Here is a 25,462-nt window from a genome sequence, read left to right as displayed (position 1 = left end):
AGGTCGTCGCCAGTTTTTATAAAAAGTCTCAAGATTTAATTCTTGAGACTTTTTTTATGCAATAGATTTTAGGAATGAGAGACTAGGGATTAGGAATTGGTAACTAGAAGTTAGAGAGAAAATACTTAAAACGTATAACTTACGACCTAGAACTTTGTAAGATGCGGTGCTGAAACGAGTTCAGCAGGACAGAAGGGCTTATATTTATTACTTCATTTATGACTAAACTATATCTCTTATTTTTAGTTGAAATTAGAAAGTGTTAACGTAGAACTTAAAACTTATAACTTAAAAGTAAGTTTGCGTTAGGGATAGCAGCGGAAATCCTTTTGTGGATATCTGAATGTTATTATTGTACCCAAATCTTCTTCCACAAAAGATTGGAGTGAATAGCCCGACCAAGCTGAAATACAATGTTACTTTTTTATTGGATTTTATGAGCGAGGGAACGCCCAAAATAAAATTACGAAGGTAGAAATACAAATTTCGAAAGAATTGAGAGTAATATTACTTATTTCTTATAGAAATTTAGGTCTGAATATTATTTGAGAGTATGTAAAAAAGTAGTAAATATCATTAAGTTTATCTAATTTTTATAATGGATTCTATTCATTACAATGTTATCATTTGTTTTTTGATGTGAAAATTTATTACATTTATATTATCAATCAAAAATTATTATGGACGAAAAACAATTTGACAATCAATTATTACCAAAAGAAAATTGGTTTAAACGTAATTGGAAATGGGCTGTACCAATTGGCTGCTTATCTATGGTTGGTTTATTTATAGTTTTATTGGTTGGTGGTGCATTTTGGGGAATAAGTAAGGTTGTTAATGATAATGATGTTACAAGCCATGCAATGAGTATAATCAATCATAATTCTGAGGTTAAAGAGCAATTGGGTACAAATATAGAAACAGATGGTATTTTTAGTGGTAATATTGCTATTACTAATGATACGGGTAATGCAGATATTTCTGTACCAATAAAAGGATCTAAAGGAACAGGAAAGGCTTTGATTAAAGGTAAGAAAGAATTTGATAAGTGGAATTACGAAAATATTTCAGTTTATATTGATGAAACGAAAGAATTAATTGAAATTCAGAAAATAAAAGAATAATATAAAGTTGACAAGTCGTCAACTTTTTTTGTTTGTAATAATTGGGTTCTTAATTTGTCAAAAATGTAGAATATTCAAGATATATTAACTATTTTTGAAAAACATTTGGTGCGAACTTAACCGTTCCGTAACAGGGAATCAGGTGAAAATCCTGAGCAGACCCGCTGCTGTAAGCTCCATATTTTTAGAAACTATGTTTATCCACTGTTCGCAAGAATGGGAAGGATTTTCTAAAAAGGAGTAAGTCAGAAGACCTACCAAAATGATAATTTTTTGAATGCTTTCGGGGACTAAAGCGTGAAGAACATAATTTTGGATAGGTTTTTTACTTGTCTAAATTTACTTCATATACTCTCGTTAGCAACAGCTAATTAATGCTAATGAGAAATCTTTATACTTTAATTTGTTGTTGTTTAATATTACTTGGGAATAATTTTGCACATGCACAAATTGTTCGTGATAGTATTTTACAGTTACAACAAGTCGAAATTTTAACGACAAATGAAAAATCTATTATTCCAGTTCAGGAATTAAAAGGAGAGCAATTACATGCGCTAAATAGTCATTCGGTTGCCGATGCTGTGCGTTACTTTGCCGGTGTTCAACTAAAAGATTATGGAGGTGTTGGTGGTTTAAAAACGATTGATGTCCGTGGAATGGGAACGCAACATGTGGGCGTTTTTTATGATGGAATACAATTAGGAAATGCTCAAAATGGAATAGTTGATCTCGGAAAATTTTCTTTGGACGATATGGAAGTTATTAGTCTTTATAATGGACAAAAAAGTAATATTTTTCAATCAGCAAAAGATTATGCTTCTGCGTCTGCCATTTATCTGCAAACAAAAAGACCTAGTTTTATAGATAATAAAAAAACAAATAGTTTACTTCGATATAAGTTAGGTTCTATACAACTTATAAATCCATCAATACGAATAGAACAAAAAATAAATGATCGTTTAGCAGCTGTTATAAGTGCTGAATATCTGAAAACAAACGGGAAATATAAATTTAGATATCAACGCAAAAATTTAGATGGTTCTACGGCTTATGATACAGTATTGACGAGAAAAGATGGTCAAGTTGAAGGAAAGCGTGTAGAATTAGGATTGGTAGGAAAGGGATATTTCTCGAATTGGAATGTAAAAGGATATTTGTACGAATCTGATCGTGGAATACCTGCTGCAATTGTTCGTGGAAGATTTGATGGTCGTGGACAAACTTTGGTCGATAAAAATTATTTTGTACAAGGAGCTTATGAAAAGCGATTTAAAAATTTTCAGTCAAAATTTGCTGCGAAATTTGCTTACGATTTCACACATTATACCGACACCGTTTCTACTGTAAAAACTGAAAATAAATATATACAGCGCGAATTTTATGCGACTTGGGCAAATATATATTCTATTAATAATAAATGGGATGTTAGTGCTTCAACAGATTTTCAGTACAATAATTTAGATGCAGATTTAGCAAATTTCTCTTATCCACAGCGATTTACAAATCTTGTTGCATTTGCGTCTACTTATCGTTTTGGGAGATTGAGTTTACAAGGAAGTTTGTTGGGAACTTTTGTTCAAGAAAAAGTAGAAATGAATACCAAATCGCCAGATAGAAATGTTTGGACACCTACTATTATTGCAAGTTATCAACCATTTTCTTCGGTAGATTTTAATATTAGAGCATTTTATAAGAATATATTTAGAATGCCAACTTTTAATGATTTGTATTATACCAATATTGGTTATGCTAATCTGAAACCAGAATATTCTAAACAATATAATATTGGTTTTACATACGCTAAATCGTCTCAAAATTTTTTTAAGAATTTAACTCTTCAAGTTGATGCGTATTATAATGAGGTAAAAGATAAAATTACAGCCTCGGCATCAGGAAGTTTATTTCGATTTACAATGTTAAATATTGGTTTAACGAAAATGAAAGGTGTTGATTTCAAAATTCGTTCAACATTTCAGTTAGGTGAAGTAGAAATTTCGCCAATGGTGAATTATAGTTTTTTAGAAGCCTTAGACTATTCGAACTCGAAGAAAAGTTACTACAAAAATCAAATTCCATATACACCAAAGCATAGTGGATCTTTTGTGTTGAGCGCTGCTTACAAAACGTGGAATTTTAACTACAGTTTTATTTATGTCGGCGAACGATACAATGTTCATTTAGACAATAATAAATATAATCGACTTAATCCTTGGTTTACAAATGATTTAGGAGTTCATAAAGAATTTAAAATCAATCAATACTCATTCAAAACATCATTCGAATTAAATAATGTTTTGAACCAACAATATGATATTGTCTCAAATTATCCAATGCCGGGTCGTCAATTCAAAATAATATTAAGCGTAAACTTATGAGAAATTTTAAACTAGTTACAAGTTGTTTTATTGCTTTGATAGCTTTATACAGTTGTCAACAAGATGAATATATTTTAGACAGCGAGGTAGATGAAATTACAACGCCAGAGAAAACTGAAGTTGCAGGATTTTATTTACTGAACGAAGGAAATATGGGAAGTAATACGGCAACGATAGATTATATGGATTTTACAAAAGGTCTTTATAATCGTAATATTTATGCAACAGCTAATCCTACTATGGTAAAAGAATTAGGTGATGTAGGAAATGATATAAAAGTATATGGAAATAAACTATATGCAGTAATTAATGTTTCCAATTTTATCGAAGTAATGGACGTTAAAACAGCAAAACACATTGCTACAATTCCTTTAGAGAATGGACGCTATATTAACTTTGCAAACGGAAAAGCTTATGCAACGTCTTATGCTGGTCCTGTAACCATAGATCCGAAAGCGCCTTTAGGAAAAGTGGTGGAAATAGATACGTTGACGCTTAAAATTACAAGAGAGGTTCCCGTGGGTTATCAACCAGAAGAATTAGAAATTGTGAATAACAACCTTTATGTAGCAAATTCAGGTGGATATCGTGTGCCAAATTATGATAAAACGGTTTCTGTAATTGATTTAAAAACATTTAAAGAAACTGAAAAAGTTGATGTAGAAGTTAATTTACATCGCATCAAAAAAGATAGCGACGGCGATTTGTATGTTACTTCGAGAGGAGATTATTATTCGATTCCTTCAAATTTATATGTAATTGATTCGAAGACGCATAAAATTAAGAAAAAGTTTAATTTACCTGTTTCTAATTTTACAATTGTAGACAACAAATTATATTATTACTCGAACGAATTTAACTACACAACGTTTGAGTACACCAAATCTTACGGAATTATTGATACCAAAACAGAAGAAATAATTAATACTAATTTGGTGAATGACCCAATCATAAAAGATATCGAAACACCTTACGGAATAGCAGTTAATCCAGTTACAAAAGACCTTTATATTACAGATGTTGGTAATTATGTATCCAAGGGTTATGTCTATTGTTTTGATAAAAATGGTGTGTTCAAATGGAAAACCGAAACAGGGAATATTCCAGCACATTTCGCCTTTGTTTATAAATAAATCTTATACATGAAATACTCAAAAATTTTATTGACAGCATTGAGCATCGCTTTCTTACAAAGCTGTAGCGATGATGATGCAATTGTATCTACAGATGATGCAAAACTAAACAGTTCTTACGATGTAGCTCGTCTTAAATCGGTAACAATAGAACCTACAATGTCTGGTTACGAAAACGCAACTTTTACATGGAAATTAGGAAATACTGTTATTGGAAACGAGCAAACTTTAGGATTTGTTTCCGACCAAGCAGGTTCTTATGATTTGACGTTAGAAATTAAAAGTGCTTCAAAATCAATTCATCTAAAAACAACAGTTAAAGTACAGCAAGAAACAACAACTTACAGTAAATATATTGCGCAAGTTTTTGATTATTTACCTTCTATAGGTCAGTTTACAAACAAATTACCTTTGTATGAAGTAGGTGATACAAAAGCTACAATGGCTACAAAAGCAGGAAAAGCTTTGGTTGGAGATAAACCATCAATGATTACGCTTGGAGGTTACGGTGGTTATGTTGTTTTTGGATTTGATCATACAATTGTTAATAAAGCTGACAAACGTGATTTCAAAGTTTTAGGAAATGGTTTTGCGGGTTCTTCAGAACCTGGAATTATAATGGTTGCCTATGACAAAAATAAAAATGGAGTGCCAGATGATAATGAATGGTACGAAATTGCAGGAAGCGAATATGCAAATCCAAAAACAATCAAAAGTTATTCGATTGAGTTTCAGAAACCAACTGTAGAAGATCTAGTTCCAAATCCTCAATATGTAAAATGGACTGATAACCAAGGAAATTCTGGATATAAAACGAAAAATATTTACCACAAACAATCGTATTATCCGTTGTGGTTTGGCGATAATCAGTTAAAATTCTCGGGATCGCTTTTACCAAGTAATTATACAGAAAATAATGGTATTTGGACGGGTAAACAATATGCTTACGGATATGCTGATAATGGACAAAATAGTTCAGAAGATTCTAATATTGACATCGATTGGGCGGTTGATAAAAACGGGAATAAAGTAAAATTGATGGGAATAGACTTTATCAAAGTTTATACAGCAACCAATCAAGAAGCAGGTTGGTTAGGCGAAATTTCAACAGAAGTTGCAGGTGCTTACGATTTACATTTATAAACATTATTAAAACATATCAAATGAATTTTAAATTCTCAAAGAGATTATTCGTTCAACTATTATTCATATCCTCATCAATTTTATTTTTATCCTCTTGTAATAATGATGACGATACAACCGAATTAGTTGATCAACTGAAGTATGAAACACTTGATTTATCAAAATTTGATTTGGCTGACGGAACAGCAACTGCTGGAGGAAAAATTTGGTCAGGTACATATAAAGAAGATGTAGAATTAACATCAGGTATTTTCAAATTTAAACATACTGCTTGGCCAGAATATTATACATGGATGGGCTTCACGGTATCTAACAGTTCGGATAACTCTGATCAAATAGCAACCGGAGGCTGGCTAGATAACCAATGGGGAACAATGGCAAAAGGTGGTGCAGATGGTGTAGGAAAACCATTCTTAGTTTCTTTTGCAGATCATAAACCGGCAGAAAGTGTATTACAATTTGGTAAAGAAGTAAACGTAGATAGATTTTCTAGTGTAGTAGAAATTGTTGATGAAACATCAAAATACAAAGCTAAAAACGTAAAATTAGCAATTGCTCCTTGGCCTTATTATGGTATTTTGAATGGGGATAGTTATGCAAGAAAATTTGAAAAAGGTGATTATTTTGCCGTTCATATCTACGGTGTTACAGCAGCTAAACAATTAACAACAGAAAAACCTGTAACTCATTACTTCGTAGACTTTAGAAATGGTGTTAACACTATTTCAACAAATTGGCAAGATGTTGATTTATCTTCTTTAGGTGAAGTAAAATACTTGTTATTTTTCTTAGAAACAACCGATGTAGGACAATGGGGGGCAAACACTGCTTTATATTTTACGATGGATAAATTAAAAGTCGAAAAAATTACAAACTAATAATTTATAAAAATTTAACAAGACCATTTTTCTTATTCAGAAAAGTGGTGTGTTATTTATTTGTGTACAGTATTGTCTCTTTTTGAGGCAATACTTTTTAATGATATTTAAAAATAATTATGAAAAAAATTCTACTTTCAATCGTATCACTTTTAACGATACAAACAGCTTTTGCACAAACAAAAGAATATACAGAAGGTTTTTTTATTGTGAACGAAGATTGGTTTGGTCATTCAAATGGATCAATCAATTTTGTAAACAAAGACAATACGGTTGATTATAACATTTACAAAACAACAAATCCTACCGAAGAATTGGGTGTAACAACGCAATATGGAACAATTTATGGCGATAATTTTTACTTACTTTCAAAACAAGGAAATCGTTTAGTTGTTGCAGACGCTAAAACTTTACAACAAAAAGCAACTTTCGGAACAATAGGTGGCGATGGAAGAACTTTTGTTGGTGTTGATGCAAAGAAAGGATATATAGGAACAAGTAAAGGAATTTATTTATTCGATATAGAGAAGTTACAAATTGGTGCTTTGGTAGAAGGAACGGATAAAGTTGGGCAAATTGCCGCAATGGTTCGTACGTCTAAATATGTTTTTGCAACATCACAAAATGGAGGAATTTTAGTTATCGATCCAGTAAAAAATACAATCAAACACGCTATTACAGGAAAATTTATCTCGCTTGTACAAACAAAAGATGGTAATATTTGGGGAGCATTGGACACTAAATTGGTGAAAATAGATCCGATAACTTTACAAACAACAGAGGTTAATATCCCAACTGCTAAAGTTGCGAATACGTGGGGATTTTGGAATGCAGGAAGCTATTGTGCAGCGACACAATCTAACGATATTTATTTTGCATCAGGAATTAATATTATAAAATTTGACGCTACAACAGAGAAGTTTGACGAAGCTTTTGCTAAAGTTCCTGGACAAGACACAACACCAAAACAAACTATTTATGGAGCAGGTTTACGAATAGATCCTGTTTCGGATAATTTAATTTTAACAACAGTTGGCGCTGGTTGGGGAACAAACTCTGAGCAAAATTGGGCACATAAGATTACAAACAAAGGAGAATTAATTAATACCGTAAAACTTTCTGCGTATTATTGGTTTCCTGCTTTACCCGTTTTTCAGGATAATTCAGCACCAAAAATTAATGGTTTAGATACAACTTATCATATCAATTCTGTAACAACACTAGATTTAAAAGATAAAGTTTCTGATACAGATAATCTTGCTTTAGCTATTGTAAAGGATTTAGAAATTATTGAAAATGATGGTGTAGCAGACTTTTCAGTGAATGATAAAGATGAATTAGTGATTAATCCATTAAAAAATGGAACAGCTAAAATTAAAATTTCATTCAATTCAAATGGGAAAATTGTAGATCAATTGATAACAATTTCTACGGCTGTTTTAGGTACAAATGAATTGACAAAATCGGCTGTTAATATCTATCCAAACCCTGTTAATAACATCTTATTTGTAGAAGTAAAAGAAGCTGCTAAAGCTGAAATTTACACTATTACAGGAACTAAAATTACAGAGAAAACCCTGCAAAAAGGAAAAAACCAATTAGAGGTTTCGGACTTACAAAAAGGTGTTTACATCATAAAAGTTAACAATTCTACTTTCAAAATTATTAAAAAGTAGTGTGTTATATTTATTTATGGAAAAAGGTTGAGCTAAGCTCAACCTTTTGTTTTTATTAATAATAAGAAATTGTTCGATTAACAATAAATTTTAATCCACTATCGGACGTTACATTAGCTTTTATCCAATTTCCTTTCGCATCATAATCATACGCAACCTGATAAGTTGACAAGACGCTTTGACCATTTTTGAAAGATTGTTTTTTGAAGTTAGTAATCTCATTTTTAGAATTCAAATCGGCTTGATATTCTAATTTTTTATTCGCATCAAAAACCTGAATTTTAGAAATATTTCCATTTTCAAAAAAACTTATTTTACTTGTATTTCCAACAACATCTTCTCTGAAAGTAGGTGTTTTTCCATCATAAATATAGTATGATTTTCTTCCTTTTTTTCCGTCAAAAGAACTTGTTTCTTCCAAAACCAAATATCCATTTTTGTTGTAAGTCAAGTTGTTTTCAGAAATCGTAGAACCTTCAACTTTTGTGGTAATTTTGTTTAATTTATCTGAATAATTAAAAACAGTTTCATAATTTGATTTTGATGACTTTCCTTCAATCTTTTCTTCTAGTTTTATCAATCTATTTTGACTATCGTAACCAAATGTTTTATCAGAAGCAATACGTTTAGGATCTTCACCATTGTTAATAACTGTATTCGTCTGTTTGTCAATAATATTTGAGTTATTGTAGTTGTAATTAACAAAGTTATAAACAGCCAATTTTCCACGATAATCTAAATAATTTGTACGTTTTGTTAGGTTTCCTTTGTTATTAAATTCTAATAAAATTTGATTGTAAAATTCGTTTTCATAAAAAGGTAAAGTTGTCGAATTTCCTTGTGAATCTGTTGCTGTAGAAACAATTTTTTCAACTTTTCCTTTTAGACCAAAATCATCTAAAGTTGTTTTAACTTCATACTCATTCGTAGAGATTTTTTGTCCAAAACTCAGCTGAAATGATAGTGTACAAATTGCAGTTAGGATTATTTTTTTCATTGTTTTGTTTAAAATTGATAAGCGATCTTAAAGTTAAGATTTAAATTGAAATCTGTTGCAGAACCTTCTTTTTTGTAATGATTTTCTAATCCACCCATAAAATTATCAAAAATAAAACCATCATCTCCCTGTAAATCTGTGATGTTAGAATATTTTACATTTCGATGTTTTATACCCAAGCCAAATTTTGGGATTAAAACTAAGCCTTTATGTAGTTGTATAAAAACATTATAATTAATATTCAATCCGTATTTTATGCGCTTATAATCAGCTTCATCAAACGCATATAATCTTGAATTTGAATTGTTATTTGGATAAAATTGACCATCCTCGAGACGATCTGTGTGATGAATATAATAAATTTCTGAAGAAATAAGATGTTTCACTTTTCCACCATAATTTACATTTACAAAAAATTCTGGACGAATTTCAAATAATTGATAATCATCGTTTATTTTGTATTTTGGTTTGTGGCTAACAGGTATACTTTTGTAGCTTCCGTAGCCAATTTCTGATCCTACCCAGTAACGCTCGTTAATTTTATAAATATAACCAAATGTCCATCTAGGTGGCGAAAGTGTAGCAGAAAGTACGCTAAAAGTGATGACATTTTTGCGATTATCGTTTGACTTTTCTTGAGCAAAAAGTATTTGTCCAAAACCAATAACGAACAAAAAAAGTAAAAAATTATTTTTCATATAAATAGTGTTTAAAAGAAAGAGAATCATTTACTTAAATGGTTGCGTGAATCAAGATTATATTGAAGTTAATTATTTAAATTCATACCAATAACAATCCAAATTCCATACTTCGAAATGGAAGGTTTCGGTTACATGAAAACCAACTTTTTCTAAAACATTGCGAGATGCAGCATTATCTACATGCGTTATTGCATTCAGTTTTAGTTCAGTCATATTTTCGCGATAAAAATCTATACAAGCTTTTGCGGCTTCGGTTGCATAACCTTTTCCCCACGTTTCTTTGCGATAACGGTAACCAAAATCTAAAAAATCAAATCGATTGTTTATTGCTTCTTTTTCTTCGATGTATTTAAAACCTGTCCAACCAATCATTTTTCCTGATTCTTTTTCTATAACAGCAAGTCGTCCGTGACCTAATTCTTTGTATTGAATCAATAAATTTTCAATGATTTCTTTCGTTTCATCAATGGTTTTGATTGGTTGATTTTTCAGATAAATATGAACTTCTGGTTGTGAATCCATTTCGTAAAAATCCTGTAAGTCATCTAATGTTATTGGGCGAATAATTAATCGTTCTGTTTCTAATGTTGGTAAATATTTCATTGTAAATAATGGTTTAGAATAAAGGTAAATATTAAAAATAGAAAAGCCTCACATTTAGTGAAGCTTTAATCTAAATTCTCAATACTAAAATCTAGTATCTATTTTTTATCCTACGATATTAATAATTTTTCCAGGAACGATAATAATATTTTTAGGCGTTCTATCTCCTAATTGTTTTATTGTGCGTTCGTCTTTCATTACGATTTCTTGAATTTCTTCTTTTGATAAGGTTAAAGGTAATTCTAATAAGAATTTCATTTTTCCGTTAAAAGAAACTGGATATTCTTTCGCATCTGCAACTAACCATTTTTCTTCGAAAACAGGAAAATCTGCATTTGCAATAGATGTTTCATGACCTAATTTCGACCATAATTCTTCTGCAATATGTGGCGCGTAAGGAGAAATAACAATTGCTAAAGGCTCTAAAATAGAACGTTTATTTGTTTTTAATTTTCCTAATTCATTTACCGCAATCATAAAAGTAGAAACCGACGTATTAAATGAGAAATTGTTCACATCTTCGTCCACTTTTTTGATGGTTTGATGCAACACTTTCATTTCTTCTTTTGTTGGTTCTTCGTCCGAAATATAAACTGTTTCTTCTGCACCAGAATGATACAATTTCCACAATTTTTTCAAGAAAGAATAAACACCCGAAATTCCTTGTGTATTCCATGGTTTTGTTTGTTCTAATGGTCCTAAAAACATTTCGTACAAACGTAAAGAATCTGCTCCGTATTCGTCACAAATTGTATCAGGAGAAATAATATTGAATTTAGATTTAGACATTTTTTCTACCTCACGACCTGTGATGTATTTTCCGTCTTCTAAAATAAATTCTGCATTAGCATAATCTTCTCTCCATGCTTTAAATTTATCTGTGTCTAATTCGTCTCCACCATCTTTCAACATGTTAACATCAACGTGGATTGGAGTTAAGATAATATTGAAATAATTATTCTCTAAATTTTTTACAGGTTGAGAATTATTATTTATTTTTTGCATTTCAGAGTAATAGATATTTGCAATCTCTTGAAATTCAATAGGTGTATTAACTTGACTATAATGTTTGCCTAAAGCATTTTGTATATTAACTTCATTATGATATTCTTGTATAATATCTTTATATTTTTTAGAAACAAAAATATTATTAGGAAGTTGAACTTGATCAATATTTTCAATGAAGTTAGTTATGTCAGAATCATAATTAACACTAACTCTATAAGCAAAAGCACTCATTCCCAAAATCATTCCTTGGTTAATTAGTTTTTTTGCATATTCATCTGTCGGAACTAAACCTTTATCAAACAAGAATTTTTGCCAAAAACGAGAATATAATAAATGACCAGTCGCGTGCTCAGAACCACCCATATATAAATCGACATTTTGCCAATAATCAACTGCTTCTTTGGATACAAATTCGTTTTCATTTTTTGCATCCATATAACGTAACCAATACCAAGAAGAACCTGCCCAACCTGGCATAGTGTTTAATTCTATTGGAAAAATAGTTTCGTTATTGATTAAATTATTGTCTACAACTTGATTTGTTGTTGTATCAAAAGCCCATTTTGTTGCACGTCCTAACGGTGGCTCACCATCTTTTGTTGGTAAATATTCGTCCACTTCTGGTAAAATAATTGGCAAGGCTTCTGTAGGAATTGTGTAAGGCATTCCGTCTTTAAAATAGACCGGAACTGGCTCTCCCCAATAACGTTGACGAGAAAAAACAGCTTCACGTAAACGGAAATTTGTTTTTCCTTGTCCAAAACCGTTTTCTTCTAAAGCTTCAATCGCTTTTGCAACGGCTTGTTTATAATCTAAACCATTCAAAAATTCAGAATCTTGCAATTCAAAACCACCTTTTTCTGTAAAAGGAGCCTCTGAAATATCTTGATCTTTAAAAATATTAGCGATTGGTAAATTGAAGTGTTTTGCAAAAGCAAAATCACGCTCGTCACCTGCAGGAACAGCCATTACAGCTCCAGTTCCGTAAGATGCCAAAACGTAATCACCAATCCAAATCGGAACTTGTTTTCCTGTAAATGGATGAATGGCGTAAGCGCCTGTAAATTCGCCTGTAATATTTTTTGCATCAGCCAAACGATCAAGTTCAGAACGTTTAGATGTATTTTCTATATAAGCCTCAACTTTTGCTTTATTTTCTGTTGTTGTAATCGTAGAAACCAATGGATGTTCTGGTGCCAAAGTAACGTAAGAAACACCGAAAACAGTATCGGGACGAGTTGTAAAAACTTCGATTTTCTCGTTATATCCTTCAATTCCAAAAAAGATTGAAGCTCCTTGCGATTTTCCAATCCAATTGCGCTGTGCTTCTTTTATAGCATCAGACCAATCTAATTCATTCAAACCATTCAATAAACGATCTGCATAAGCTGTGATACGCATCATCCATTGTGTCATTTTTTTGCGCACAACTGGATATCCACCACGCTCTGATAATCCATTAATTACTTCATCATTAGCCAAAACAGTTCCTAAATCTGCACACCAGTTTACTTCTGCTTCTGCTAAAAATGTTAAACGATATTTTAATAAAATAGCTTGTTGTTCTTTTTCTGAAAAAGAATTCCATTCTGTCGCTGTAAATAATGTAATATCTTCGTCAGCAATCGCTTTTACATTTGTATTTCCTTCGGTAGAAAATGTTTCGATTAATTTAGAAATTGGTTCTGCTTTATCAGATGTAACATCATAATATGAATCAAATAATTGATTAAAAATCCATTGTGTCCATTTATAATATTCAGGTTCAGAAGTTCTGATTTCTCTGTCCCAATCATATCCCAAACCAATTCTTTTCAATTGATTTTCGTATCCTGATATTTCATTTCCTTGCTTATCAACACCACCTTCAATATTCATTGTAGTTGTAATTGCAGGATGTTGACCAGTTTGTATTGCATATTGCTCAGCTGGTAAACCAAAAGAATCGTAACCCATTGGGTGTAAAACGTTAAATCCTTTAAGACGTTTGTAACGAGAATAAATATCAGACGCAATGTATCCGAGTGGATGACCTACGTGTAAACCCGCTCCAGATGGATAAGGAAACATGTCTAATACATAAAATTTTGGTTTTTCTGATTGATTATCAGCTTTGAATGTCTTGTCTTCGAACCAAAAATTTTGCCATTTTGATTCGATTTCATTCGGATTATATTGCATTACTGTGGATTATATTAAAATTAAATTTATGCAAATTTACATTTTTTATGTATCTTTTAAGGAAGATTGTCGATATTTGTACGTTAATACTCAACACCTAAACCAAACCACTATGAAAAAAGAATTGATATTTTATTATATCGGTGTCATTGTATTTTTTACTGCCCTGATTTTTTCTGTAAGACATATTGTAAATACAACACGATTTTTCGTAAGCTATGAAGATGGTTTCAATCCTATTCATATAAAATGGAACATGAATGATAAAGATTCTACATTACGTGTGAAAGATCCGTTATATCTAAAAAAAGATTATTATTTGATTGATTATAAAGACACATCTTTTATAAAAAATGATACCGTTTTATATGCCGATTTATTTAGTGATTCTTTAAAAAATAAAGGATCTGTGATGAATATAAAACCGCCATATTACATTTGGAAAGATCAGAATAATGATACTTTAAAAATTTTTAAACACAATATAACATTGAAGTTTATAAAGAAAAAAGAGGTTTATTAAGCTTTCTGTAAATAGAAAGAAAACGTAGATCCTTTACCAATTTTGCTGCTCGCATAAATTTTTTGCTTATGTGCTTCTAAAATATGTTTTACGATAGCTAAACCAAGTCCAGAACCACCATTGTTACGATTTCTGGATTTATCAACACGATAAAAACGTTCAAAAATACGATCCAAATCATCTTGTTTTATACCAACACCTTGATCTTTTATAGAGATTTGAATTTTATCGTCAAAATCGTCAAAATCAATTATAACTTCTGTATTTGCGTTAGAATAATTGATGGCATTTACAATCAAATTAATCAACACTTGTTGTATTTTTTGAATATCACCAACTACTTTTACGGGTTGATGAATAGGATAATTTAAAGAAATTTTGATGTTATTTTTTTCTGCTTTTATTTCCAACAAATCAATTACATCTTGTACAAGGGCAGTTAAATTAAAGGTTGTAAATTCAATATTAATTCGACCACGTTCTAATTCAGAAATCATGTCCAAATCTTTCACCAAATAAATCAATCTATCGACCGATTTATTGATACGATTCAAATATTTATCACGAATAGACTCGTCTTCAACTCCGCCTTCTATCAATGTTAACAAATATCCTTGAACCGAGAAAAGAGGCGTTTTTAACTCATGCGAAATATTTCCTAAGAAATCTCTTCGGTAATTTTCTCGTTCATTCAAAACATCAATTTCTTTGGATTGATCTTCTGTAATCGTGGAAATTTTTTGAGACAATTCCTCAAAATCCATGTTATTAGATTGAAATTGAGGAATGTTTTTCGAGATTTCTGTAAAATCTCGACGACGTTGATTTTTTAAAGAAAACCAATAAAATACAGTTAGGACAATTAATAAAAAAGCCATCAAACTGCTAAAAAAAAGTTTTGATTGGAGAATAAAATTAATATTCCCGAACCATAAAAAAGAGAACAAAACAAAACCTGAAGCCAAAAATAATGTGCTTAATAAGGCGTATAGAAAAATGTTTTGAACGTTAAAATTTGAAGCCATTCGTAGCTTTTAGTCATTTATTTTGTATCCAATACCTTTTATTGTAGAGAAACGATCATTACCAAACTTTTCGCGTAATTTGCGCATGTGTACATCTATTGTACGTCCGCCAACTACAACTTCATTTCCCCAAACTTTTTCAAGAATTTCTTCGCGTTTGAAAACTCGTTCTGGGTTTGAAGCCAAAAGTGCAATCAATTCAAATTCTTTTCTTGGCAGTAAAAAATCTGTTCCTTGAAAGTTAACTTTGTATGTTTCGCGGTTAATTTCGAAATTATTTATCTTAATAAATTCGTCTTTTGGCGTTTCATTTGGTTGTTTTAATTTTAGTAAAGCATTTAGTTTACTGATTAAAACTTTTGGTTTTATTGGTTTCAAAATATAATCATTTGCACCAGCATCGTAACCTGCCAATTGAGAAAAATCTTCGGCGCGAGCAGAAAGAAATACAACTAAAGTATCTTTGAAAGAATCTAGTTTTCTCAATTCTCCACACATTTCCATTCCGTCCATTTGCGGCATCATAACATCTAGTAAGATAAGATCTGGGCGAAAAATCTTGGCTTGTTTTAGACCTTCTATTCCGTTTTGAGCAGTTTCTACGTCAAAGCCTTCTTTTTTCAGGTTGTAACCAATAAACTCAAGAATATCTGGTTCATCGTCTACTAATAAAATTTTAATGTTCTTCATAATTGTTTGTATAACTAAAAAAAATTAGCCGATGTAAAATTAAGCTTAAATCTAAGTAGAAATTAAGTAAAACCATTTCTTAACATTCATTTAAAATTACGATAATTTGATAACAATGCGATAACAAAATGTTTACAATTTCTAAAAATCTTTTTCAATCAATTGCAACAACTTTGCCATCAAACAAACACGAATTAACAAACAGCAATGAAACGCAATTTAACTTTACTCTTATTATTAGGATCCGCAGCACTTTTTGCGCAGACTAATATTAAATTAGAAGGAACCTTATTTGATGAAAAGTCAAATACACCAATTTCTGGGAAAGATTTTACGATAGAAGGACTTAATATTAATGCAAAGACAGATGAAAAAGGACATTACGAAGTTTCTGTTCCTGATGATACCTATCAAATAAATATAAAGGTTGATGGCTATCAAACAATAACAAAAAGTTTGACAGATAATGGTACAAATTTTAATATGTATTTGCGACCAGAAGATTTCAAAGACGGAAAAATTGATTTGTCTACGGCTGTTGTTACGGCTACAAAAAATAAATCTGACGAAGCAAATTTATTGAATGTTCAGAAAAAGTCTATCGAGATTGTAGAAAGAGTTGGTGCAGCACAATTAGAAAAACAAGGAATTAGTGATGTCGCAACTGCTGTAACAAAGGCTTCTGGAACAATAAAACAAGAAGGAACAGGAATTATTTTTGTTAGAGGATTGGGAGATCGTTTTAATTCGACGACTTTAAATGGATTATCTATTCCGTCTGATAATCCAGAAAATAAGAATATTGATCTGAGTATATTCAAAACAAATATGGTTGATTATATTTCTCTTGAAAAATCATTTTATCCACGTATGATTGGCGATTTCGCAGGAGCTAATATTGATATTGTATCCAAAGAATATATAGGAAAACCTTATGTAAAAGTTGGTTTGAGTTCTTCTGTTAATTTACAAACCATAGATAACAAGAATTTTAAACTACAAGACGGACCAAATTTCTTTGGTTTCAAGAAAGTAGATTTACCAACAGATCTTAATCCCGTAAAACAATATGCTTTTGATACAAGTTGGAATTATAAAAGAGGAAAAAATCCATTCAATTCAGGAATCGACTTAGAAGCTGGTGGTAATATAAAAATTGGTTCGCAAGGGAAACTGTCTATCTATGGATATGTTGGTTTTGATAATGATTATGTCTATACAGATGGACAAGAAAATGTAGTTTCTGCGGCAGGAACTTACATGAAACAACTGAAAGTAGAACGTTCTACTTATTCTACAAATACCAATGGATTATTGAATTTATCTTATCGTATCAATCCATTTAATAAGTTGATGTTTACATCAAATGTTATTCATTCTTCTGAACAAGATTTCAGAATTTTCAGTGGATATTTAATGGATACAGCCGAGAATGGAAAAGGATTAATTCATCGCGCAGATAACAAGGTAACAACTGTATATGCAAATCAATTATTTGGGGAGCATAAGTTTGAAAATAATTGGAATTTTAATTGGGGAGGATCTATTAATTATATAGAAAGTGATCGTCCAAATCGCATGCAAAATTCGATGTACTACAATGATAATTTACAAGCTTATGCCTTAACGATTAATTCTCCTGGAGATAATCAGCGTTATTTTGACGAATTAACAGGATATGATTATCAAGGAAAAATTGATGTTTCAAAAAAATGGGATCGTTTAAAAGTAACAGCTGGTGCTTACGGTGTTTTTAAGCGTAGAGATTTTGATGCAACACAAATTAATTTACGCGCAAGATCGAGTAGCCAAATTGTTGATCCAACTAATTTAGATGCTTTTTTCAATCGTACAAATTTTAATAATGGATTAATTGAACTCTCTACACTTAGAGGATTAGGAACATCAAATTTAGATAATTTATTGGATCCTTTAAGTTATAACACAGAGCAAAAAATATATTCAGGCTATGTGAATCTTGATTACGAATTAAGTGATAAATGGACATTGCAAGTTGGTTTACGAAATGACAACATAAACCTAATGGTAGACTGGGATACAAATATTGGTGAATTAATAGGAAAGGTAGACAAAAATTACAATAAAATTTTACCAGCCGTTAACGTGAAATATAGCTTAGCAAATAATCAAAATCTACGTTTTTCAGCTTCTAAGACTTATACTTTACCATTAGAAAAAGAGATGGCGCCAATTGCATATAATAATGTAACAAGTACAACCAATGGTCAGCCATTATTATATCCAACAGATAATTACAATGCAGAACTTAAATGGGAAATGTTTCCGACAAAAGATCAAGTTTTTTCTGTAACAGGATTCGGAAAATATATTCAAAATCCAATTTCGAGAGTAAATGTTGCATCTGCATCTGCAAATGATTTAACATACGTTAATACTGGCGACTACGGATATGTGTATGGAATTGAAATGGAATTAAGAAGAAATTTATTCAATTTTTCTAATGATTCTAAACTTTATACAATTATCAATGCGGCGGTTTTAGATTCTAAACAAATGTTAGATTTTGATAAAGTAAGAAACGAAACAGGAATTGCTACAGCATTTACAAAAAAAGAAGATCAAATGATGGGTGCAGCTCGCTTTTCTGGTAATGCAAGTTTAGGTTATTCGGCTAAGTTGAGTGGACAAAAGAAAATTGACGCTATGTTAGTTTACGGTTATGTAGGTAAAAATGTATTTGCTGTAGGTACACAAGAGCGTGGTTCTCAGATACAAAAAGCAGTCAATTTATTAGATGTTAATGTTCGATTTAATTTGAGTAACAAAACATCTATTAATCTTTATGGGAAAAATTTATTAAACCCAAATTATACCATTCAACAAGAAAACAGCGGAGTTAATTATATCCTGAGCGATTACAACAGAGGAATACAATTAGGTTTAGGTTTCTCTCACACTTTATAAACAAAACAAAAAACATAAGAACAATGAAAAAATTAATTTTTAGAGCAATTTTTTGCACTACTTTATTCTCATCAACAGCATTTATAACATCTTGTAGTAATGATGATGACAGCTCAACATCTACACCATCTACGCAAGAATTAACACCAGATAATTTTAAAGGAACAATTAAATCTGGTCAAAATTTAACTTTAGACGCAACAAAAACATATTACTTAACAGGTATTGTAACGGTAGAAGACGGTGCAACTTTAACAATTCCTGCTGGCACAAAATTTACAGCAACAGGCGGTACAGCTGCTTATGTTATTGTATATAGAGGTGGTAAAATTTTTGCAAATGGTACAGCTTCAAATCCTGTTGTTTTTCAAGGGATTAATCACACTCCTGGAGAATGGGGAGGACTTGTTATTTTAGGAAAAGCAACTTCTAACCGTAGTGTTTCAGGGGAATCTACATCAGAATTAGGACAAAAAATTTATGGAGGTAAAGAAAATACAGATAATTCAGGTTCTTTAACTTATGTTATTATTAGAGATTCTGGAGCTAAATTTGATGAAACGAAAGAATTTAATGGTTTATCATTATTCGGTGTAGGTAATGGAACTAAAATAGACAATATTTACATCGAAAATGGAGGAGATGATGGAATAGAATTTTTTGGTGGATCTGTTAACGCAACAAATTTAGTTGTAAATGGAGTTGGAGATGATTCTTTTGATTGGACAGAAGGTTGGTCTGGTACAGGAACCAATTGGTATGCAAAAAGAAGACCTTCTGCTATTAACGGAGAAGCAGGTAACAGAGGAATTGAGGCAGATAATCAAGATACAAATCCAGATGCTACGCCAATATCTAATCCAACGCTTAAAAATATTACTGTAGTTGGAAGTAAAGATGGTGCAGAATCGCAAGGAGCAAAATTAAGAGCTGGTACAAACGGAAATATAGACAATTTGGTTATCGCAAATTTTTCGACAGGTTTAGACATCGAAACAGATCGTTCTGTAAATTGGTTTAATGCAAAAGGTAAATTAACTAATGTTCGTTTTATTAATGTAGATACAAAAAGTAAGGGAACTAATACTAAAAAAGAAGCAGTTGATGTATCAGGAGCTTATACTGAGAATGTAAATGCTACGGGAGCTGGTAATGGAGCTGATATTCCTACATGGGCTGCTTGGACAGGACTGAAATAATATATTAAAGAAAAAACTTTTTCTAATAAAAAAAGTTCTTCGTGTTTGTAAAATCGCTTTTTTGGTTCTCCGAGAAAGCGATTTTTTTATGAATATAAATTTTTAATTTTAAGTCATTAAAAATAGTTATTTAGAAAAATTCCACACAAGATAAACTATTCGTACATTTGTAAAACAATTAGAGTTGATAACAATGGCATTAACAGAACAACAATTAGATTCGATTGGAGAAAGTTTAGTAGAAAAATTCAAATCTGTCTACGATCCAGAAATTCCAGTTGATATATACGAATTAGGCTTAATTTACGATGCACAAGTAAATGCAGACGGAGAAGTTAAAGTAACTATGTCTTTAACATCACCCAATTGCCCTGTTGCCGAAACACTACCAAGAGAAGTAGAAGAACGTGTAGAAGAAATAGACTACGTAAGCAAATGTTATGTAGAAATCACTTTCGAGCCACCATGGGATAGAGATATGATGAGCGAAGAAGCAAAATTTGAATTAGGAATGTTATAAGTAACATTCCTAATTTTTTTTGTACTCATTTTACGTTTCCCAAAGAATTTTACTATTACGACAAAATTTCTTATCTTAATCCAAACAATTTAAAATTCAACACTTATGGGAAATTTAGGCGTTTTTATTTTCTTAGCCTTTATGGGAATAATCATTTTATTCTTATTCATTTTTACAGTAAAACAACAAACTGCAGTAATTATAGAACGATTCGGAAAATTTCTTGGAATCAGAAATCCTGGCTTACAATTCAAAATTCCAATTGTAGATAAAATTGCAGGAAAAATGTCACTTAAAATTCAACAATTAGACGTTGTTGTAGAAACGAAGACCAAAGATGATGTTTTTGTTCGATTGAAAATATCTGTTCAATATCAAGTTATAAAAGACCAAGTTTATGATGCTTTTTATAAGTTAGATAATCCATATACGCAAATTACTTCTTTCGTTTTTGATGTGGTAAGAGCTGAGGTTCCAAAACTTCGTTTGGACGATGTTTTCGAGAAAAAAGATGATATAGCAGTTGCAGTAAAAGGAGAATTGCAAGAAGCAATGAATTCGTATGGATACGAAATTGTAAAAACTTTGGTAACAGATATTGATCCTGATGAGCAAGTAAAACATGCCATGAACCGTATAAATGCTGCCGAACGTGAAAAACTTGCGGCACAATATGAAGGTGATGCAGCCCGTATTTTGATTGTAGAAAAAGCAAGAGCCGAAGCAGAGTCTAAACGTTTGCAAGGGCAAGGTATTGCAGATCAACGTCGCGAAATTGCAAAAGGACTATTAGAATCTGTTGATGTTTTGAATGGAGCGGGAATCTCGTCGCAAGAGGCTTCTGCACTTATTGTGGTTACGCAACATTATGATACATTACAAGCAATTGGAGAAAAATCGGGAAGTAAATTAGTGCTTTTACCAAATTCGCCAACAGCAGCATCTGATATGTTAAACACTATGGTAACGTCTTTTACAGCGGCGCATGAATTGCATCAAGATAATATTTCAACAGATACAACTAATCAAAAACCAAATCACGGAGTTTAGTTATTTGTTTTAACATTATAAAAAATAATTAAATGATTATTGAAGATTTAAATAATCAGATTGTTGAAATTCAAGATTTTAATTCAAACTATATAATTTTAAATTTTGAAAATGAAAATTATCGTTTTGACTATCTTGAAAAAAAGGAAGCTTTCTTGAAACATAGAACCGTATGTAAATTAAAATTATTTTCTGATCATCCATTATTAATTGATTACAACGAAAGTTTTTTAGAAATTTTCCTAAATTCAAAACCACAAAACATAGAATTTTTTCTAGAAAATATAGAAGGGATTATTCATAATAGAGTTCAAGGCTTTCGAGAATTAAAAGATTATTTAAACAAATCAAATTTAGATTTTGAAACTTTTTTAAAAAATATAAATGACGGAAAGGGAAAATTTATGAATGCACCATTTTCTATAGTTGTTGAAATTGAAAAATTCTTTATTGAAAACAATATCAAATTTAAAATTTTTGGAGAGCCGAAAAAAATTAAAAATCAGTTATTAATTTTAGATAATCAATATGTTATTTCAAGAAAATTTAATTTAAAATAACAAAAGCCACTTCATCGAAGTGGCTTTTTATACTTAGTACATTTTACTTTTTACAATAAAAATTATCCAACTTGTACACCGTTTGGTGTTTCAGCTTCTGGATTAACAAATGTTAATTTTCCGTCAGCTTTATCAGCGAATAATAACATTCCGTTAGATTCTATTCCACGAATTTTACGAGGTGCTAAATTTGCTAAAACCATAGCTTGTTTACCTACAATTTCTTCTAACGTAAAATGTTCTGCAATACCAGAAACAATTGTACGAATGTCCATTCCTGTATCTACTTTCAGTTCGAATAATTTGTCTGCTTTTTCAACTTTTTTCGCTTCTAAAATAGTCCCTATACGGATGTCCATTTTCTGAAAATCATCAAAAGAAATTAATTCTTTTTGAGCTTCTGCATTTGGATTTGTCATGTTATTTATAGCTTTACTTTCTTGTAATTTATTGACTTGTGCTTCGATTGCTTCGTCCTCAATTTTCGCGAAAATTAATTCTGATTCTCCTAATTGATGACCAGTTGCAATAAACTCATCAGTTGATTCTAATTCGTCCCAATCCAATTGTTCAAGATTCATCATTTTTAGCATTTTTGCTGATGAAAATGGAATAAATGGTTCTCCGAATTGAGCTAAAGCTGCTGCAATTTGAGTTGCTGTATACATGATTCCTTTTACAACTTCAGGATCATCTCCTTTTTTCCAAGGCTCTTGCGCTTGTAAAAATTGATTTCCTAAACGTGCCAAATTCATATATTCTGTTAACGCTGCACGAAATTCATATTTCTCAATATGTTCTGCGATACGCTGTCCAAAATATTTGATTAAGGTTACTTCTTCAAATTCAATTGTTTTTTCAGGAACAATTCCTTCATAATATTTGTGAGAAAGCACCATTACACGGTTAATGAAGTTTCCTAAAATACCTACTAATTCTGAATTATTTTTTGTTTGAAAATCTTTCCAAGTAAAATTATTGTCTTTATTTTCGGGCATATTTGCCGTCAAAACATAACGTAAAGTATCTTGTTGATTAGGAAAATCAATTAAATATTCATGTGCCCAAACTGCCCAATTACGAGAAGTTGAGATTTTATCGTCTTCTAAATTCAAGAATTCGTTTGCTGGTACATTGTCTGGCATAATGTAATCGCCATGCGCTTTCATCATCACTGGGAAAATAATACAGTGAAAAACGATGTTATCTTTACCAATGAAGTGAACTAATTTTGTTTCTTCATTTTGCCAATAATCTTTCCAGTTTTTACCATTTTGTTCTGCCCATTCTTGTGTAAAAGAAATGTAACCAATCGGCGCATCAAACCAAACATACATTACTTTTCCTTCTGCTCCTTCTACAGGAACAGGAATTCCCCAATTAAGGTCACGTGTCATTGCACGAGGTTTTAAACCATCGTCTAACCAAGATTTTACTTGACCATAAACGCTCGATTTCCAATCGTTTTTATGACCTTCTAAAATCCATTTCGATAAAAATTCTTGGTATTGATCTAATGGTAAATACCAGTTTTTTGTTTCTTTACGAATTGGCGTGTTTCCTGATAAAGCAGAACGAGGATTTATTAATTCTTCTGGACTTAAAGTTGATCCACATTTTTCGCATTGATCTCCGTAAGCATCTGGATTTCCACATTTCGGACATTCTCCTCTTATGTAGCGATCTGCTAAAAATTCATGCGCCTCTTCGTCATAATATTGTTCGGTTACATCTTCTGTAAATTTCCCGTTATCATACAATTTTTTGAAAAAATCTTGCGAAACTTCTTTGTGTTTTACAGATGTTGTACGAGAATAAATATCGAAAGTAACCCCAAAATTTTCTAATGTTGTTTTGATATTTTCGTGGTAACGATCTACAATATCTTGTGGTGTAACACCTTCGTTTTTTGCACGAATTGTAATTGGAATACCATGTTCATCAGAACCTCCAATAAAGGCAACGTCTTTTCCTTTTCTTCTTAAAAAACGCGCGTAAATATCAGAAGGAACATAAACACCAGCCATGTGACCAATATGTAAAGGTCCATTTGCGTAAGGTAATGCCGCTGTAATTGTATATCTTTTTGGTTGACTCATTTACTTAAAAATCTATTAGATGCAAAGATACGATTTGTTGTTTGTTTTGTTAAAACCTTTTTCTAATTTTATAAGCTTAATCAATTGATATTTGGAATGTTTGTAAGAAAAGAAGAGAAAAAAGATTATGATCAGGTTTTTAAGTTAATAGAACAAGCTTTTGAAAATGAAGAGTATAGTGATCATCGTGAACAGTTTTTAGTTGAAAGATTACGACATTCTGAAAATTTTGTTCCTGATTTATCTTTAGTATTTGAAATGAATGGGCTTATTGTTGGTTATATTTTGTTGACAAAAATTAAGATTAATAATTCTACTTCTTCTTACGATTCTTTAGCGCTTGCTCCAGTTGCGGTTTTACCAAATTATCAAGGAAATGGAATTGGAGGTCATTTAATAGAATTTGCACATCAAAAAGCAAAAGAATTAGGTTTTGAATCTGTTATTTTATTAGGACATCCAACTTATTATCCTAAATTTGGTTATAGAAAAGCATCTGAATTTGATATTCAATTACCTTTTGATGTTCCTGATGAAAATTGTATGGCAATTGAGTTGGTTATAGATGCGCTGAAAAATGTAAATGGAATGGTAGAATATCCGAAGGAATTTCACCAATAAATAAAATATTTTTATGAAAGAACAACCTATAGAAACAGCACCGATAGAAGTTGTAAATGATACAATTACTAATATTTTCACTTACGCTAATTATTTTTTGGTAGCTGGCTTGGTTGTATTATTAACTTATATGACGATAAGGGATTTCAGAAAGAAACAACGCGAAAAGAAATTAGCAAAAGAACGAGAAGAATATAATCGTTTCGAGGAAAATGATAAAACTGATTTATAAATCCAATAAAAAACTCCACTCAAAATTTTTGAGTGGAGTTTTTTATTATTCATTATTTTCTTCTTCTTCTTTAGGAGCTTCATAATTACTTTCGGATGTTATGATCCCATCACCTCCTTCAATAATTGGTCCTGGGTCATAGGTTTGATCATATTGATGAAATCCGTATGTATTAGAA

At 31.0% G+C, this 25,462-nt stretch carries 21 protein-coding genes and 1 riboswitch; of the genes, 14 read left to right on the top strand and 7 right to left on the bottom strand.

Features of this window, described 5'->3' with window-relative positions; all coding sequences use genetic code 11:
- The first annotated feature begins 680 nt into the window (after positions 1-680).
- The 6 genes from RSC72_RS13990 (at position 681) to RSC72_RS13965 (ending at position 8,329) form a co-directional block, all read left to right on the top strand.
- Complete coding sequence (locus tag RSC72_RS13990) at positions 681-1,124, top strand: cytochrome c oxidase assembly factor Coa1 family protein (protein ID WP_332544009.1); 444 nt, start codon at positions 681-683, stop codon at positions 1,122-1,124.
- An 89-nt stretch (positions 1,125-1,213) separates the two neighbouring features.
- A riboswitch (cobalamin riboswitch) is annotated at positions 1,214-1,401 on the top strand.
- A gap of 103 nt (positions 1,402-1,504) precedes the next feature.
- Positions 1,505-3,499, top strand: coding sequence for a TonB-dependent receptor (locus RSC72_RS13985; RefSeq protein WP_332544008.1), 1,995 nt, complete (start codon positions 1,505-1,507; stop codon positions 3,497-3,499).
- On the top strand, positions 3,496-4,632 hold the full coding sequence (locus RSC72_RS13980; RefSeq protein WP_332544007.1) for a YncE family protein: 1,137 nt from the start codon (positions 3,496-3,498) through the stop codon (positions 4,630-4,632). The genes RSC72_RS13985 and RSC72_RS13980 overlap by 4 nt, the downstream gene beginning before the upstream one ends.
- A 9-nt stretch (positions 4,633-4,641) precedes the next feature.
- Entirely contained in the window at positions 4,642-5,775 is a 1,134-nt protein-coding gene (locus RSC72_RS13975; RefSeq protein ID WP_332544006.1) for a PKD-like domain-containing protein, read from the top strand.
- Between the two features lie 20 nt (positions 5,776-5,795).
- A complete protein-coding gene (locus tag RSC72_RS13970; RefSeq protein WP_332544005.1) occupies positions 5,796-6,653 on the top strand; it encodes a DUF4465 domain-containing protein in 858 nt (285 codons plus the stop codon).
- 119 nt (positions 6,654-6,772) lie between these two features.
- Positions 6,773-8,329 carry a T9SS type A sorting domain-containing protein gene (locus tag RSC72_RS13965; protein WP_332544004.1) on the top strand — a complete coding sequence of 519 codons (1,557 nt, stop codon included), beginning with the start codon at positions 6,773-6,775 and terminating at the stop codon, positions 8,327-8,329.
- Between the two features lie 55 nt (positions 8,330-8,384).
- Here RSC72_RS13965 and RSC72_RS13960 read toward each other — a convergent pair whose 3' ends face one another.
- The 4 genes from RSC72_RS13960 to RSC72_RS13945 form a co-directional block, all read right to left on the bottom strand.
- On the bottom strand, positions 8,385-9,326 hold the full coding sequence (locus RSC72_RS13960) for a hypothetical protein (protein ID WP_332544003.1): 942 nt from the start codon (positions 9,324-9,326) through the stop codon (positions 8,385-8,387).
- A gap of 8 nt (positions 9,327-9,334) precedes the next feature.
- Positions 9,335-10,024: a hypothetical protein gene (locus RSC72_RS13955; protein ID WP_332544002.1), complete on the bottom strand. Its 690-nt coding sequence runs from the start codon at positions 10,022-10,024 to the stop codon at positions 9,335-9,337.
- Between the two features lie 72 nt (positions 10,025-10,096).
- On the bottom strand, positions 10,097-10,630 hold the full coding sequence (locus RSC72_RS13950; RefSeq protein WP_332544001.1) for a GNAT family N-acetyltransferase: 534 nt from the start codon (positions 10,628-10,630) through the stop codon (positions 10,097-10,099).
- A 105-nt stretch (positions 10,631-10,735) separates the two neighbouring features.
- Complete coding sequence (locus RSC72_RS13945; protein ID WP_332544000.1) at positions 10,736-13,819, bottom strand: leucine--tRNA ligase; 3,084 nt, start codon at positions 13,817-13,819, stop codon at positions 10,736-10,738.
- Between the two features lie 112 nt (positions 13,820-13,931).
- On the opposite strand from RSC72_RS13945, the gene RSC72_RS13940 reads away from it, so the two are divergent.
- On the top strand, positions 13,932-14,342 hold the full coding sequence (locus tag RSC72_RS13940) for a hypothetical protein (protein WP_332543999.1): 411 nt from the start codon (positions 13,932-13,934) through the stop codon (positions 14,340-14,342).
- Here the strand turns inward: RSC72_RS13940 and RSC72_RS13935 are convergent.
- Both RSC72_RS13935 and RSC72_RS13930 read right to left on the bottom strand, forming a co-directional pair.
- Positions 14,339-15,220, bottom strand: coding sequence for a sensor histidine kinase (locus RSC72_RS13935; protein ID WP_332543998.1), 882 nt, complete (start codon positions 15,218-15,220; stop codon positions 14,339-14,341). The two genes, RSC72_RS13940 and RSC72_RS13935, sit on opposite strands and share 4 nt — an antisense overlap.
- A 156-nt stretch (positions 15,221-15,376) precedes the next feature.
- Positions 15,377-16,057, bottom strand: coding sequence for a response regulator transcription factor (locus RSC72_RS13930; protein WP_332543997.1), 681 nt, complete (start codon positions 16,055-16,057; stop codon positions 15,377-15,379).
- A 207-nt stretch (positions 16,058-16,264) separates the two neighbouring features.
- On the opposite strand from RSC72_RS13930, the gene RSC72_RS13925 reads away from it, so the two are divergent.
- From RSC72_RS13925 to RSC72_RS13905, 5 genes are all read left to right on the top strand, one after another.
- Positions 16,265-19,003 carry a TonB-dependent receptor domain-containing protein gene (locus RSC72_RS13925; protein ID WP_332543996.1) on the top strand — a complete coding sequence of 913 codons (2,739 nt, stop codon included), beginning with the start codon at positions 16,265-16,267 and terminating at the stop codon, positions 19,001-19,003.
- A gap of 23 nt (positions 19,004-19,026) precedes the next feature.
- Positions 19,027-20,202: a hypothetical protein gene (locus tag RSC72_RS13920; protein ID WP_332543995.1), complete on the top strand. Its 1,176-nt coding sequence runs from the start codon at positions 19,027-19,029 to the stop codon at positions 20,200-20,202.
- A gap of 193 nt (positions 20,203-20,395) precedes the next feature.
- On the top strand, positions 20,396-20,722 hold the full coding sequence (locus RSC72_RS13915; RefSeq protein ID WP_332543994.1) for an iron-sulfur cluster assembly protein: 327 nt from the start codon (positions 20,396-20,398) through the stop codon (positions 20,720-20,722).
- A gap of 105 nt (positions 20,723-20,827) precedes the next feature.
- A complete protein-coding gene (locus tag RSC72_RS13910; RefSeq protein ID WP_332543993.1) occupies positions 20,828-21,772 on the top strand; it encodes an SPFH domain-containing protein in 945 nt (314 codons plus the stop codon).
- A gap of 32 nt (positions 21,773-21,804) precedes the next feature.
- Positions 21,805-22,332, top strand: coding sequence for a hypothetical protein (locus RSC72_RS13905; RefSeq protein WP_332543992.1), 528 nt, complete (start codon positions 21,805-21,807; stop codon positions 22,330-22,332).
- A gap of 62 nt (positions 22,333-22,394) precedes the next feature.
- On the opposite strand, the gene metG is transcribed toward RSC72_RS13905, so the two are convergent.
- On the bottom strand, positions 22,395-24,431 hold the full coding sequence (metG, locus tag RSC72_RS13900; protein ID WP_332543991.1) for a methionine--tRNA ligase: 2,037 nt from the start codon (positions 24,429-24,431) through the stop codon (positions 22,395-22,397).
- Between the two features lie 96 nt (positions 24,432-24,527).
- Between metG and RSC72_RS13895 the strand changes: the two genes are divergently transcribed.
- Together RSC72_RS13895 and RSC72_RS13890 are read left to right on the top strand one after the other, a co-directional pair.
- The gene (locus RSC72_RS13895) at positions 24,528-25,052 is read left to right on the top strand and encodes a GNAT family N-acetyltransferase (RefSeq protein ID WP_332543990.1); all 525 of its coding nucleotides are present in this window, start codon (positions 24,528-24,530) and stop codon (positions 25,050-25,052) included.
- 13 nt (positions 25,053-25,065) lie between these two features.
- Positions 25,066-25,284 (top strand): hypothetical protein, encoded by a 219-nt coding sequence (locus tag RSC72_RS13890; RefSeq protein WP_332543989.1) that lies wholly within the window; start codon positions 25,066-25,068, stop codon positions 25,282-25,284.
- Positions 25,285-25,462: the final 178 nt, after the last annotated feature.

It is taken from the genome of Algoriella sp. (assembly GCF_036647415.1).
Classification (GTDB): Bacteria; Bacteroidota; Bacteroidia; order Flavobacteriales; family Weeksellaceae; genus Empedobacter.
The sequence above is the reverse complement of the archived record's forward strand: the minus strand, read 5'-3'. Positions and strand labels throughout refer to the sequence as shown.

Excerpts from the sequence above, each read along its gene's own strand:
- RSC72_RS13915 (WP_332543994.1), top strand. The coding sequence starts at position 20,396 with ATGGCATTAACAGAACAACAATTAGATTCGATTGGAGAAAGTTTAGTA.
- RSC72_RS13990 (WP_332544009.1), top strand. The coding sequence starts at position 681 with ATGGACGAAAAACAATTTGACAATCAATTATTACCAAAAGAAAATTGG.
- RSC72_RS13970 (WP_332544005.1), top strand. The coding sequence starts at position 5,796 with ATGAATTTTAAATTCTCAAAGAGATTATTCGTTCAACTATTATTCATA.
- RSC72_RS13895 (WP_332543990.1), top strand. The coding sequence starts at position 24,528 with ATGTTTGTAAGAAAAGAAGAGAAAAAAGATTATGATCAGGTTTTTAAG.
- RSC72_RS13890 (WP_332543989.1), top strand. The coding sequence starts at position 25,066 with ATGAAAGAACAACCTATAGAAACAGCACCGATAGAAGTTGTAAATGAT.
- RSC72_RS13940 (WP_332543999.1), top strand. The coding sequence starts at position 13,932 with ATGAAAAAAGAATTGATATTTTATTATATCGGTGTCATTGTATTTTTT.
- RSC72_RS13950 (WP_332544001.1), bottom strand. The coding sequence starts at position 10,630 with ATGAAATATTTACCAACATTAGAAACAGAACGATTAATTATTCGCCCA.
- RSC72_RS13910 (WP_332543993.1), top strand. The coding sequence starts at position 20,828 with ATGGGAAATTTAGGCGTTTTTATTTTCTTAGCCTTTATGGGAATAATC.
- RSC72_RS13945 (WP_332544000.1), bottom strand. The coding sequence starts at position 13,819 with ATGCAATATAATCCGAATGAAATCGAATCAAAATGGCAAAATTTTTGG.
- RSC72_RS13925 (WP_332543996.1), top strand. The coding sequence starts at position 16,265 with ATGAAACGCAATTTAACTTTACTCTTATTATTAGGATCCGCAGCACTT.
- RSC72_RS13980 (WP_332544007.1), top strand. The coding sequence starts at position 3,496 with ATGAGAAATTTTAAACTAGTTACAAGTTGTTTTATTGCTTTGATAGCT.
- RSC72_RS13960 (WP_332544003.1), bottom strand. The coding sequence starts at position 9,326 with ATGAAAAAAATAATCCTAACTGCAATTTGTACACTATCATTTCAGCTG.
- RSC72_RS13975 (WP_332544006.1), top strand. The coding sequence starts at position 4,642 with ATGAAATACTCAAAAATTTTATTGACAGCATTGAGCATCGCTTTCTTA.
- RSC72_RS13930 (WP_332543997.1), bottom strand. The coding sequence starts at position 16,057 with ATGAAGAACATTAAAATTTTATTAGTAGACGATGAACCAGATATTCTT.
- RSC72_RS13935 (WP_332543998.1), bottom strand. The coding sequence starts at position 15,220 with ATGGCTTTTTTATTAATTGTCCTAACTGTATTTTATTGGTTTTCTTTA.
- metG (WP_332543991.1), bottom strand. The coding sequence starts at position 24,431 with ATGAGTCAACCAAAAAGATATACAATTACAGCGGCATTACCTTACGCA.
- RSC72_RS13955 (WP_332544002.1), bottom strand. The coding sequence starts at position 10,024 with ATGAAAAATAATTTTTTACTTTTTTTGTTCGTTATTGGTTTTGGACAA.
- RSC72_RS13920 (WP_332543995.1), top strand. The coding sequence starts at position 19,027 with ATGAAAAAATTAATTTTTAGAGCAATTTTTTGCACTACTTTATTCTCA.
- RSC72_RS13905 (WP_332543992.1), top strand. The coding sequence starts at position 21,805 with ATGATTATTGAAGATTTAAATAATCAGATTGTTGAAATTCAAGATTTT.
- RSC72_RS13965 (WP_332544004.1), top strand. The coding sequence starts at position 6,773 with ATGAAAAAAATTCTACTTTCAATCGTATCACTTTTAACGATACAAACA.
- RSC72_RS13985 (WP_332544008.1), top strand. The coding sequence starts at position 1,505 with ATGAGAAATCTTTATACTTTAATTTGTTGTTGTTTAATATTACTTGGG.